Source organism: Nonomuraea gerenzanensis (assembly GCF_020215645.1).
Taxonomy (GTDB): Bacteria; Actinomycetota; Actinomycetes; order Streptosporangiales; family Streptosporangiaceae; genus Nonomuraea; species Nonomuraea gerenzanensis.
In genome coordinates this window covers 5147420-5159439 of record NZ_CP084058.1, presented here as the reverse complement: position 1 = coordinate 5159439, position 12020 = coordinate 5147420, and the positions used below count along the sequence as shown (strand labels likewise).

Sequence of the window (12020 nt, the reverse complement as noted above, 5' to 3'; positions counted from 1 at the left end):
TCAGATGTAGAGCGTGTCGGGCTCGAGGCCGCACAGGATGCGCCCGTACAGCTCGGCGTTGGTGTTCGGGTGCATGAGCGCGTGCTGGTTGACCGCGTGGACGTCGCGCGTGATCCGCTGGATCGGCACGTCGCTATAGATGGACGAGCCGCCGCTCGCGGTGGCCAGGATGTCCACCGCCTCCTTGCCGAGCCGGCACACGGCGCCCAGGTCGGCGCGGGCGCGCACCCGCTCCTCGACGCTCCACGTGGCGCTCTGCTCGCCCTTGCCGTCCACGGTCGCGGCCAGGCGGCAGGCGTGGAACTCGGCCTGGTCGATCTTGAACGTGGACTCGGCGACCTGAAGGTGGGTCAGGGGCGCGGCGCTCTGGCTCTCGTACCCGGTGTAGGTGATCTTCCGCTGGGGCAGCCGCTCGAAGAAGACCTCGCGGGCGGCCCTGGCCAGGCCGAGCACGGTGCCGACGGACGAGGCGGAGGCGACGGGCAGCAGCGGCGGCCGGTAGATCGCCGAGCCGGCGCTGGCGCCGTCGGCGTGCGCGCCCTCCAGGATCGCGCCGAGCGGCATGACACGCTCGGCGGGGACGAACAGGTCCTGCGCCACCGTGCTCACGCTGCCGGTGCCGCGCAGGCCCGAGGTGTGCCAGTCGTCGATCACGATCAGGTCCGACATCGGGACCAGCGCCATGATCGGCTCGGGCGGCGCGTCGTCGCTGAGGATGACGGCCACGATCTCCTGCCAGTGGCTGTGGTGCGCGCCGCTGACGAACCCCCACTTGCCGTTGACGACGATGCCGCCGTCCGTACGCGCCGCCATGGCGGTCGGGCTGAGCGTGCCGCAGATGCGCACGTCCGGCGTGGCGAACACCTCGTCCTGGACCGCCTCGGGGAAGTGGCAGGCCATCCAGGTCGGGATCCAGTAGACGGAGGCGACCCAGCCGGTCGAGCCGTCCGCCCTGCCCAGCTCGGTGGCGACCTCGACCAGCGTCCTGGTGTCCGCCTCGTGGCCGCCGTAGCGGCGCGGCGTCCGCAGCCTGAAGACGCCCGCGTCGGCCATTGCTGCTATCGACTCCTCGTGGAGCCTGCGGTTCTCCTCAGCCCATGCCGCGTGCCCGCGCAGAACAGGCACGATCTCCGAGGCGCGGTGAACCAGGTCTTCCCGCACCGGAGCATCGGTCACCAACACGATGTCCTCCCAGACGTCAGTCGAGGAACTGCCCACCTGAACGTCCCATCCGGACGCTGACGTGCGCATCTCCTGGCGTGCGTGATTGCGTGGCACGTCAGGAGATGCGGGGCGGCGCGGCGCGGGGCGACGCTGGGGAAAAACCCGAGACGAAGGGTTCGCGCAGCATGACAGCCGTCACCGATGCCCCCGGAGCTCCGCCCGAGCCCGGTCTCACCCCCGACACGATCGTCGCGCGCGCGCAGGCCATGGTGCCCGCCCTGGTCGAGCGCCAGGCCGAGACGGAGCAGCGTACCTTTTACGCGCAGGACACCCACGAGGCGTTCGCGCGGGCCGGTTTCTACCGCATCCTGGTGCCGCGCCGCTTCGGCGGCTACGAGTTCGGCGTCGAGACGTTCCTGCGCGTGTCGATGACGCTGGCGCGCGGCTGCCCCTCGACGGGCTGGATGTACTCGCTCGGCACCGCGCACGCGCTGGCGGTCGCCACGCTGTTCGGCGAGCGGGCGCAGGCCGAGCTGTTCGCCACCGGCGACTTCGTCTGCCCGGCGACCGTGGCGCCCAGCGGCGCCGCGACGCGCGGCGCGGACGGCCGCTGGATCCTCGACGGCACCTGGAACTACTGCTCGGGCGCCCCCTACGCCACCCACTTCATGGGTCATGTGGTGGTGGACGGCGCGCCCATGCTGTTCGTCGCCCCGCGCGACCGCTGGCGCCGCCTGGACGACTGGGGCAACCAGCTCGGCCTCAAGGGCAGCGGATCGCACAGCGTCGCCTTCGACCACGCCTCCATCCCCGGCCACTACACGCTGCCGCTGCACCTCAGCCAGACCTCCGTGGCCGGCGGCACCCCCGGCCTGGCCCTGCACGGCAACCCCGAGTACGGTGGCGGGCCGCTCAGCTTCATGCTGCTCGACAGCGCCACCGTCATGCTGGGGATGGCTCAGGGGGCGCTGGACGCCTACGAGGAGCTGATGCGGGTCAGGACGACCGTGTTCCCGCCGTTCTCCCTGCGTGCCGAGGATCCGGACTACCAGTTCTGGTACGGCGAGGCCGCCGGGCTGCTCGCCACCGCCGAGGCGGCGTGGTCGGACGCCATCCGGCAGTGGCAGGAAGCCTGTGCGGGCGGCGAGTTCACCAGGGAGCGGGACCTGCGGCTGGCCACCATCAGCAGGGAGATCGCGCGGCTGGCCTGGCGGGCGGTGGAGGGGTGTCTCTTCCCGACGGCCGGCTCCAGCGCGGTGCGGAACGGGGAGCGGATCGAGCGGATCTGGCGGGACATGTCCACCTTGCATAGCCATGCCGGGTTTGCCATCTTCCTGTCCACGGTGGCCAACCGGGAGCTGGCCCGGGCCCACTTCGGCGCCGGCTGACGCGCCCAGCGCGAAGGGGGGTCCGCCCTTGCGGGGCGGGCCCCCTTCGTGTGGCCGTCCTGCTCACCCCGTCAGAGCGGGCTCCTGCTCCTGCTCCGGCTCCGGGTGGTGATGACCGGCGAAGGGCGCCAGGTGCCGCAGCTGCGTGAACGCCAGCACCGCGAGCCCGGCGAACAGGATGGCGTTGACCGCCCCCACCGCGTGCAGCCCCGTCGTGAAGGCCGCCCGCGCGGCGTCGAGCAGCTCCGCCGCCTGCCCGGCGGGCAGCCCGGCCGCCGCCCCGACAGCACCGTTGATGCTGTCACCGGCCACAGCGGGCGCCCCGGCCGGCAGCACCAGCTCGCTCCGGTACACGGCGGTCCCCAGAGTCCCCAGCGTCGCGATGCCGAGCGCCACCCCGAACTCACCCCCGGTGGCCACCATCGACGCGGCGGACCCCGCCTTCTCCGGCGGGCTGCTGGCCATGGCGACCTGGTTGACGAGCCCGCCCACGGGCCCGACCCCGAAGTAGCAGACGGACAGGAACACGACCAGCAGGATCACCCCGCCGACCGCGACCTGGGTGATGAGGAGCTGGCCGAGCACCGCGACGAGCATGCCGCCACCCAGCACGTACGCCGGGCGCACCTTGGCCGCCACCCGTGGCGTCAGGTTGATGGACACGATCAGCACCAGCGACGGGATCAGCAACCACAGCCCGGCGACCAGCGGCGACAGCCCTTCGACCGTCTGCAGGAACAGCGCGACCTCCAGCCCGGTGCCCGTCTGCAGCGAGCCGCAGAGCATCCCGATCACCACCGCCGCGGTGAAGGCCCGGTGCCGGAACAGCCGCAGGTCGAACAGGGGATGCTCCAGCACCCGCTGCCTGCGTACGAACACGAGGCCCACGACCAGCCCGCCGGCGATCGCGACGAGCGGGCCGGCCGCCCAGCCGTCCCGCGCCACGGCCTTGAGCCCGTAGATCAGCGGCAGGATCGCGCCCAGCGACAGCACGACGCTGAGCAGGTCCAGCCGCCCGCCGCCCGGATCGCGGAACTCGGGCAGCAGCGGCAGCGCCACGATCAGCAGCACCATCACCGGCACGCCCATCACGAACACCGAGCCCCACCAGAACCGTTCGAGCAGCGCGCCGCCGACGGCGGGGCCGAGCGCGATGCCGACCATGAACGCGGTCCCCCACACGGCCATGGCCTGCCCGAACTGCTTGGGATCGCGGAACATCACGCCGATCAGCGAGAGCGTCGAGGGCAGCAGCGTCGCGCCGGCGATCCCGAGCAGCGCCCGGCACACGATCAGCATCTCGGGGCTGGTGGACATGGCCGCCACCAGGGAGACCAGGCCGAAGGCCGCCCCGCCGACGAGCAGCAGCCTGCGCCTGCCGATGCGGTCGCCCAGCGAGCCCATGGTGACCAGGAAGCCCGCGGTCATGAAGCCGTAGATGTCGGTGATCCAGAGCTGCTGCGTGGCGTTCGCGCCCAGGTCGACACTCAGGTGCGGCAACGCCAGGAACAGCACGCTGATGTCCAGCGACACGAGCATGGTGGGCAGGGCCAGCGCCGCCAGCCCCATCCATTCCTTCCGCCCCGCGCGCGGGGCGACGTCGTGGGTCACGTCCTCACTCCTCATCTCTTGCCGGTCATGTCGTCAGCTCGATCCGCGTGTGGTCGCCCACCACGAGCCGGTGGTGCGCCTGTCCCGGCGCCACCGTGGTGAAGCGTCCGATGAGCGAGCCGCGCAGGCTGGCCTCCTCGATCGAGGCGCCGTGGAGCACGATGGAGTCGGCGATGCGGGTGGCGCGCACCACGCAGCCCGTGCCGATGGAGGTGTTCGGGCCGACGTGGCTGTCCACGATCAGGGTGTCCGCGCCGATGATCGCCGGGCCCTCGATCGTGGAGGCGACGATCCGCGCGCCGGGCTCGATGACCACCTCCCCGCGTACGTCGCTGACCCCGTCCAGGTGGCCGGCGATGCCGCGCGCCTGCGTGGCCAGCATCCTGCGGTTGCAGTCGAGGACGTCGTCCACCCGGCCGGCGTCGGTCCAGTACCCGTCGTACACGCTCGCCCTGACCTCGTGGCGGTGGTCGACCATCCACTGGAGGGCGTCGGTGATCTCCAGCTCGCCGCGCCGTCCCGGCGCGATCCGCTCGACCGCCTCGTGGACGGCGGCGGTGAAGAAGTAGACGCCGACCATCACCAGGTCGCTGGCGGGCCGCTCCGGCTTCTCCGTCAGCCGCAGGACGGCGCCCGCCGCGTCCACCTCGACCACCCCGAACGGCCGGGGGTCGGCCACGCGGCGCACCACGAGCTGCGCGGCGGGCCGCAGCGCGCGGAACTCCTCGGCGATCGCGCCGATCCCGCCGGCCAGCACGCAGTCCCCGAGATACATGACGAAGTCGTCGTCGCCGAGGAAGCCGCGGGCCAGCTTCACGCAGTGGGCCAGCCCCAGCGGCCGTGACTGGCTGATGTAGGTGACGCGCGCCCCGAACCTCGAGCCGTCGCCGACGACCTCGGCGATCTGCGCCTGCCTGTCGCCGACGACGAGACCGATCTCGGTCACGCCCAGCTCGCGCAGGCTCTCCAGCACGTGCTCAAGGACCGGCTTGTTCGCGATCGGGATGAGCTGCTTCGGCATGGAGTGGCTCAGGGGGCGCATGCGGGTGCCTGACCCGCCGGACAGCACCAGAGCCTTCATGGTGGCCAGAATCCCAACGCGGGGGTGCCCGCATCATCTCTGACCGTGCTGGATGACAGGCGTCACGTGCCGTCACCGGTGTGCCGGCGTGTCCAGCCCGGCGGCGAGGATCGGGCCGATGACGCTGAGAGGGCCGGGCCGCATCATGTCCACGTGCCGGCAGTCGACGCGGCGCACCTCCAGGCGGCCGTCGAGGTGCCGCTCCCAGGCGCGCGGGGTGAGCGTCCCCCTGCTCTCCCTGGCCGCCTCCAGGTGGAGCACGTCGCCGCGGAAGACGCCGGGCAGCGACCCCCGTACGGCGGCGCGGGTGCGCAGCGCGGTGTCCACCAGCTCCGTCAGGAACCGCTCGCTCAGGCCGCTGTCCCCGGCCAGGCGCCGCAGGACAAGCGTGGTGTCGTCCCCGGGGTCGGGGCCGCGGCGGGTGCCCAGGTCCTGGGCGAGCGTGCGGGCGAGATCCAGCCTGTCGCCCTCGGGGTCCGCCGGCCGCACGTACTCACCCGTACTGGGGAAGGAGTCCAGCAGCGCCAGGAACCCGACGCGCGCCCCTCGCCGCTGCAGCTCGCACGCCATCGCGTGCGCGATGCTGCCGCCCGCCGACCAGCCCATGAGCTGGTACGGCCCGTCCGGGCACACCGCGCGGACCTGGGTGAGGTAGTCGGCCACCATCGCGGCCAGGTCGCCCACGGGCCGCCGCCGTGCCTGGAGGCAGTAGACGGGACGCCGCCCCAGGTAGGGCACCAGACCCGTGTAGCACCAGCCGAGCCCCAGCAGCGGATGCACGCAGAACAACGGCACCCCGGAGCCGGTCGTCCGCAGCGGCAGCAGCACATCGGTGTCCATGAGCGGTCAGTGTGCGGCTGCCGGGCCGCGCACGCATCTCCGCCCGTGCGCCCTCCCGCGAGCGCCACCGCTCGCCCGGGCGCCCTCCCGCGAGCGCCCCCACCCGGCGCTCAGGCCCCCTCACGCGTACGCCCCCGCTCCCCCGCCGTCTCGGGCACGGCGGCGCCGTCGGCGATCCTGGCCAGCAGGGCGGCGAGCGGTCCGGGCGTGGAGATCATCGGCCAGTGCCCGGTGTGCAGGGTCTCGAAGTCCCACCCGGGCGCCGCGCGCATGGCCGTCACATCGGGGGCGATCTGGCCGTTCACGTGCTCCAGGGAGCAGATGACGTACGTGGCCCGCTGCTCGGCCAGCGGCCGGTTCAGCTTCACGGGGTCGGCCACGGTCCGCCCGGGGTGGCCCACGAAACGCCGGGCCAGCGCATGCGCCTGCCGCGCGCTCAGCCCCTGCCCGTCGCCCACCGCACCGGCGTCGGGCGCCGGCCAGCGGCCCCCGTTGTCGTCGATCTGCCGCAACTCGCTCCTGCGCAACCGCTCGGGAAAGGCGTGCAACATCGACTTGCCGTCATGCGGCAGGAACCCCTCGATGAACACCGTGTGCGCCACCCGGTCCGGCATCCGGTCGGCGACCTGGCCGACCACGAGCCCCGAGTAACTGTGCCCGGCCAGCACCACGTCGCGCAGGTCCCGCTCCTCCAGGACCGCCATGACCGCCTCCACGTGGGTCTCCAGCCCGATGTGGGACACGTCCTCCCTGGCGCTGGCGAGCCCGGGCAGCGTGACGGCGAGCGCGTCGTGGCCGTGACCACGCAGGCGCTGCAGCACCGTCTCCCAGCACCAGGCGCCCATCCACGGACCGGGCACGAGGACGATCTGTGTCTTCATGGCGCTCTCCATTCAGCATCTGCGGTCAGGTCACGTCAATGCCTGCCTTCTCACTGTCGGGCCGGCCGCCGCGCCCCTCCATGGCCGCGCGTGGCAGGAAGGTGCAACGCGCCTGCAGCTTGCTGACTCCGTTTCATCTGGTTTGCCGGGCGCCGGGATCGCAAAGTTGGAAGTGCAAGCGAGAACGGCCCAGAAAAACCCAGACTTGAGAAAGAGGCAGTGAAATGACGAACGCCATTCTTACCCCGCGGATTTCCGGCAAGATTGTCAAGATCGCGGCTGCGGTCGCCACTTTCGGTTCGGCTTTCGGACTGGGCGCCGGCGCGCTGGACCTGGTCGCGGACCGCGGTGCCGACGCGGTGCTGGCCGACCCCAACACCTGGCCGGTCCCCGCCACCGCCCCTGACCCCAACACCTGGCCGCGCGTGGTGGCCGCGAACACGTGGCCCGCTCCGGTCGCCGTCCCCGACCCGAACACCTGGCCGGTGCCGGTCGCCGCCCCCGACCCCAACACCTGGCCGTCCGCCTAGGAAGGAGAATGTGGGAAATTGTGCCGGGCATTGAGCTGAAAGGAGCGACATAAAACGAACACCACGAAAAAGACCCCCGCGGGCGCCGCGGGGGTCTTCGTTTTTGTGCCGGGGGCGTGCGATTTTCGCGGGGCGGTGAATTGCTGTGCGCATTCGCGTGGCGGATGAACCGGGCACCGATCACGGGCGCGGGCCCGACGTCCCGTGCATGGCAACATCGTGCCGCGCAGAGGGGACGCCTGATGGGCAGGAGGAAGGGCCGCTGGACCCGGCGGCCGGCCCCGTGCAGCGGTTCGCGCACGACTTACGGGAGCCGCGTAGGTCAGCGCCGGGCGCCAGCACGCCGAGCGGTGAGCTGCGGCGGAGCACGGCGGCGTCTGGCAGGAGCTCGACGACGGCCACCGCGTGACGGCGGCGGCCGTGCGACGTTCATGCCACGGCGGTACGTCCTGGCCGGGAAGAGCTTCGACCCGCCCGCGGGTGCCGCCACGCTGCCGGTGCCGGTCTCGTCGCCGGGACGTGAGCCGGTCCCGGCCCGCGCCGGCGACCCGTCTGCACCGTCATGCGGACGGCTGCTTGTCCCACGCCCGGTGCGCCGTCTCCCGCAGCTCCTCGTCGGCGGTCCGCTCCACCCGGGCCATGGCCAGCCGCAGGATGGGCGGCGCCATGACCGAGGTGACCACGGCCACCAGGATGATCATGGTGTAGACCTCGACGCTCAGGATGCCCAGCCGCAGGCCCACCATGGCCACCACAACCTCGATGACACCGCGCGCGTTGAGCCCGGCGCCCAGCGCGAGCGCCTCCCACCGGTTGAGCCTGCTGAGCTTGGCGCCCGCGTACACGCCGAGGAACTTGCCCACGACGGCGACGGCCAGGACCGCGAGCCCGGCCAGCAGCACGGGCGGCTCGGTCAGCGCGGTGAGGTCCATGCGCAGGCCGGCGGTGGCGAAGAAGACGGGGGCGAGCGCGCCCAGCACCACGGTGCGCAGCGGCGCCAGCCGCGCGGGGTCCACCTTGCCGGCGCTGCCGATGAGGATGCCCATGACGAACGCGCCGAAGACCGCCTCCAGCCCCAGCGCGTGGGTCGCGGCGCCGGCCAGCACGATGAGCACGACCGTGGTGGCCACCGTGGCGCCGGCCCCCTCCGACCTGGCGGCCAGCCGGAGCGAGCCGCGCACCAGCGGCCTGCCGACGGTGAGGGCGAACACGACGATCGCGGCGAGGCAGGCCAGGGACGTCAGCACGGTCCCCGCCGAGGCCGCGTGCACGGCCATGGCGCTGACGATCGACAGCATGAACCAGCCGAAGGCGTCGTCGATCATCCCGGCGGTGAGCGAGAGCTGGCCGACGTTGCGGTGGATGAGCTTCATGTCCATCAGCGTCTTGGCCAGCACGGGGATGGCGCTGACGCACATGGCGACCCCCAGGAACAGCGCGAATACCGTGCCGTCGGCGCCGTCCGGGATCAGCGAGCCGGGGATGAGGAAGCCCGCCGCGACGCCGAGCCCCAGCGGCACCACCAGCCCGCCCACGCTCACTCCCGCCGCCGTCGCCGCGCGCCTGCGGACCAGCCCCATGTCCAGGTGCATGCCCGTCAGCCCGACCAGCAGGATCACGCCGAGCTGCCCGACCGCGTCGAGCAGGTGGAACTGGCCGGCCTGCGCGGGGAACAGCCACTGCTGGACGTCCGGCGCGAGATGGGCCAGCAACGACGGCCCCACCAGGACGCCGGCGAGCAGCTCGCCGACCACGGAAGGCAGCCGTAACCGGGTCGCCAGCGACCCCAGGGCGAGCGCCAGGAGCAGCAACGAGCCGACCTGGAGCAGAAAGATCATCAACTGGTGTGCACCGATGGGCGCGACGGGGGCCATGTCTTCTCCTCAGCAGAACATCGAAAAGGGGCGGCGCCGCGGAGATCGCGGCGCCCGGTCAGGCGGCGATGCGCTTGCGGTCCACCTTGCCGGTGGACGTGCGCGGGAACGGGTGCTCGACCAGCCGGATGGCGGACGGGATGGCCGCTCGCGGCAGCCGGGTCGCGCAGTGCGCGCGCAGGCGCAGCCCCGACAGGCCGCTCGGGCGCGCCCCGCGGACGAAGGCGGTCAGCCGCAGCTCGGCGCCGTCACCGGCCGGTACGACGACGGCCTCGACGACGTCGTCGTGCTCCAGCAGGACCCGCTCGATCTGCTCGGGATTGACCCGGACGCCGCGCACCTTGAGCTGGAAGTCGTCCCTGCCGACCAGGAACAGCCGCCCGTCGGGGTCGCGGCGGACCAGGTCGCCGGTGCGGAAGTAGCTGTGCCCGTCGGCGCCGGTGACGAACCGGCCGGACGGCGTGCCCGGGTCGCGCGTCAGGTAGCCGCTGGTCTGGAACGGCGTGCGGACCAGGAGCTCGACGGCACCGGCGCGCTGCGGGTCGGCGGAGCGGTCCGGCTCGAACACGGCGACGACGCCGGGCAGCGGCTCGCCGATCGGCAGCGGGCCGGGGGCGGCGGCCTCGGCGGCGTCGAACTCGTACCAGAAGCTGTCGTTGGTCTCGGTGCAGCCGTAAACGTTGTGGAAGCGGGCGTTCGGGAAGCGCCGCGGCAGCGTCGCCCGTACGGACGCGGGCGCGTGGTCGCCGGTCACGATGACGTGCCGCACGCCGGGGAAGGCGCCCTCCGCGAGGAGCTGGTACAGCATGGGCACGCCCTGGACGACGGTCACCCGCGAGTCGGCGAAGAAGTCGCCGACGTGCCGCGGGTTGGCGGCCACCGCGGGGTCCACCAGGGCGACGCAGCCGCCGTGCCGCAGCGTGGCCCAGATGTCGAGCAGGCACAGGTCGAAGTTGAGCGGCGCGTAGTTGAGCACCACCTCGCCGGGGCCCAGACCGAAGGCGTCGCCCGCCCAGCCGGTGAAGCGGGTGACCGCGCCGGTGGAGAGCGGGACCAGCTTCGGGGTTCCGGTGGAGCCGGAGGTGGTCAGGATGAAGGCGGTGTGGGCGTCGGTGACGGGCGCGGGCTGCGGCAACGGCGGGCCGCCTGTCTCACCCCTGGTGATGATCCTGGTGACCAGGTCGGGGTGCTCCCCGGCCTGCTCGGCGTCGGTGGCGAGCACCTGCGCGCAGCCGGCCCGCTCGCACAGCTCGCGCAGCGCGACCGGGCCCAGGTCGATCGGTGGCAGCAGCACCGGCCGCCCCGCCGCGAGGCAGCCGAGCACGAGTGCGATCGCCTCCGGCGACTTCTTGGCGAGCACCGCGACCGGGCCGGGCGGCAGGGTGGTCAGCTCCGCCTGGGCGTGCCCGGCGAGTGCGGCCAGCTCACCGTAGCTGACCGTCCCTGTACGGGTCCGCAGCGCGGGCGCGGCGGGGTCGGAGGCGGTCCTGGCGAGGAAACCGTGCAGCGGTTCAGAGGTTGTCATGACCATGAGCTTCGGCGACGAACGGCCCGGGAACCAGGCGGATCGGCGTCAGCTACGTGCCGGTGATCGGCAGCTTCCTGCCGTCAGGTCCGTACGTCCTCCAGCTCCGCCGGGCGCTCAGCAGAGGAGGGCGGCTCGCCCTCGGCCCGGGTCGCCAGCACGGATCCGGCCAGGATGAGCACGAAGGAGACGGCGATCAGCCCGGTCAACGGCTCCTGGAGGACGAGCACCCCGGCGGCGATCGCCACGGCCGGGTTCACGTACGTCGACACCAGGGCGCGCGACGGCCCGGCCTCCCTGATGAGCTCCACGTACACCACGAACGCCAGCCCCGTGCAGAGCACCCCCAGCCCGAGGAGCGCGGCGAGCACCGCGCCGCTGGGCATGACGGACGGCCAGGTCCAGGCGGCGGCGGGGGCGTAGACGAGCGCGGCGAAGGCGAGGCAGGCCGCGGTGAGCGGGATGGTGGGCACGTCGCGCAGGTAGCGGTCGGCGATCAGCGGGGCCAGCGCGTAGGCGAGCACGGTCAGCAGCACCTCGGTGATCGACCAGGCGTCCCCGCCCTCCAGGTGCGGCCCGGCGAGCACGGCGGTGCCGACCACGCCGAGCGCCAGCCCTGCCCAGCGGGCCCTGCCGAGCCGTTCCTCGCCGCCGGTCATGCGGGCCAGCAGCACGCCGAGGATGGGGGCGGCGGCGATCAGCAGCCCGGCGGTGGAGCTGGACAGCTGCCGTTCGGCGTCCGACAGCAGCCACCAGGGCGCGAGGATCTCCAGGAAGGCGAACGCGGCGACCGGCCGCCAGTGCCGGCGGACCTGGCCGAGCTGCCCGCCGCGCAGCGCCAGGGGCAGGAGCAGCGCGGCGCCGATGGCGGTGCGGGCGAAGACCAGCACGGGCACCGGCACCTCGCTCACCGCGACCTTGATCAGCAGGTAGGGAATGCCCCACATGACAGATATCAGGGCGAACAGCACCCAGCCACGGCGGCTCATATGCAACTCCTTCCGGAATTCCCCGTCCAGGCGAATTCCTGCTCCGAGTATTAACACGGAAGGCCGCACCCGGTCTTCTTCCAACGTGCGCACTTATCGGCGGACAGAGCGCTTGACTTTATTTGCCGAGAATGGTC

The 12020-nt window shown here is 72.6% G+C and carries 10 protein-coding genes; 2 read left to right on the top strand and 8 right to left on the bottom strand.

Annotation, left to right across the window (positions count from 1 at the left end):
• The gene (locus LCN96_RS24220; protein WP_225275165.1) at window positions 1-1182 is read right to left on the bottom strand and encodes an acyl-CoA dehydrogenase family protein; all 1182 of its coding nucleotides are present in this window, start codon (window positions 1180-1182) and stop codon (window positions 1-3) included.
• Between the two features lie 167 nt (window positions 1183-1349).
• On the opposite strand from LCN96_RS24220, the gene LCN96_RS24215 reads away from it, so the two are divergent.
• Window positions 1350-2552, top strand: a complete 1203-nt coding sequence (locus LCN96_RS24215) for an acyl-CoA dehydrogenase family protein (protein ID WP_225275164.1) — start codon at window positions 1350-1352, stop codon at window positions 2550-2552.
• A 63-nt stretch (window positions 2553-2615) separates the two neighbouring features.
• On the opposite strand, the gene LCN96_RS24210 is transcribed toward LCN96_RS24215, so the two are convergent.
• The 4 genes from LCN96_RS24210 to LCN96_RS24195 all read right to left on the bottom strand — a co-directional run bounded on the left by LCN96_RS24210 (window position 2616) and on the right by LCN96_RS24195 (window position 6965).
• The gene (locus LCN96_RS24210) at window positions 2616-4163 is read right to left on the bottom strand and encodes an MFS transporter (protein WP_225275163.1); all 1548 of its coding nucleotides are present in this window, start codon (window positions 4161-4163) and stop codon (window positions 2616-2618) included.
• 25 nt (window positions 4164-4188) lie between these two features.
• Window positions 4189-5244, bottom strand: coding sequence for a glucose-1-phosphate thymidylyltransferase (locus LCN96_RS24205; protein ID WP_225275162.1), 1056 nt, complete (start codon window positions 5242-5244; stop codon window positions 4189-4191).
• Window positions 5245-5316: 72 nt separating this feature from the next.
• Window positions 5317-6084: a thioesterase domain-containing protein gene (locus LCN96_RS24200; RefSeq protein WP_225275161.1), complete on the bottom strand. Its 768-nt coding sequence runs from the start codon at window positions 6082-6084 to the stop codon at window positions 5317-5319.
• A 110-nt stretch (window positions 6085-6194) separates the two neighbouring features.
• On the bottom strand, window positions 6195-6965 hold the full coding sequence (locus LCN96_RS24195) for an alpha/beta fold hydrolase (RefSeq protein WP_225275160.1): 771 nt from the start codon (window positions 6963-6965) through the stop codon (window positions 6195-6197).
• Window positions 6966-7189: 224 nt separating this feature from the next.
• Here LCN96_RS24195 and LCN96_RS24190 point away from each other — a divergent pair, with 224 nt between their 5' ends.
• Window positions 7190-7495 (top strand): DUF4527 domain-containing protein, encoded by a 306-nt coding sequence (locus LCN96_RS24190; RefSeq protein WP_225275159.1) that lies wholly within the window; start codon window positions 7190-7192, stop codon window positions 7493-7495.
• A gap of 560 nt (window positions 7496-8055) precedes the next feature.
• Here LCN96_RS24190 and LCN96_RS24185 read toward each other — a convergent pair.
• From LCN96_RS24185 to LCN96_RS24175, 3 genes are all read right to left on the bottom strand, one after another.
• Complete coding sequence (locus LCN96_RS24185) at window positions 8056-9369, bottom strand: cation:proton antiporter (RefSeq protein ID WP_225275158.1); 1314 nt, start codon at window positions 9367-9369, stop codon at window positions 8056-8058.
• A 58-nt stretch (window positions 9370-9427) separates the two neighbouring features.
• Window positions 9428-10894 (bottom strand): AMP-binding protein, encoded by a 1467-nt coding sequence (locus tag LCN96_RS24180; protein WP_225275157.1) that lies wholly within the window; start codon window positions 10892-10894, stop codon window positions 9428-9430.
• An 83-nt stretch (window positions 10895-10977) separates the two neighbouring features.
• Window positions 10978-11883: a DMT family transporter gene (locus LCN96_RS24175; protein WP_225275156.1), complete on the bottom strand. Its 906-nt coding sequence runs from the start codon at window positions 11881-11883 to the stop codon at window positions 10978-10980.
• Window positions 11884-12020: the final 137 nt, after the last annotated feature.

Coding starts and splice junctions, on each gene's coding strand:
- LCN96_RS24215 (WP_225275164.1), top strand. CDS start 1,350: ATGACAGCCGTCACCGATGCCCCCGGAGCTCCGCCCGAGCCCGGTCTC.
- LCN96_RS24205 (WP_225275162.1), bottom strand. CDS start 5,244: ATGAAGGCTCTGGTGCTGTCCGGCGGGTCAGGCACCCGCATGCGCCCC.
- LCN96_RS24200 (WP_225275161.1), bottom strand. CDS start 6,084: ATGGACACCGATGTGCTGCTGCCGCTGCGGACGACCGGCTCCGGGGTG.
- LCN96_RS24195 (WP_225275160.1), bottom strand. CDS start 6,965: ATGAAGACACAGATCGTCCTCGTGCCCGGTCCGTGGATGGGCGCCTGG.
- LCN96_RS24190 (WP_225275159.1), top strand. CDS start 7,190: ATGACGAACGCCATTCTTACCCCGCGGATTTCCGGCAAGATTGTCAAG.
- LCN96_RS24185 (WP_225275158.1), bottom strand. CDS start 9,369: ATGGCCCCCGTCGCGCCCATCGGTGCACACCAGTTGATGATCTTTCTG.
- LCN96_RS24180 (WP_225275157.1), bottom strand. CDS start 10,894: ATGACAACCTCTGAACCGCTGCACGGTTTCCTCGCCAGGACCGCCTCC.
- LCN96_RS24175 (WP_225275156.1), bottom strand. CDS start 11,883: ATGAGCCGCCGTGGCTGGGTGCTGTTCGCCCTGATATCTGTCATGTGG.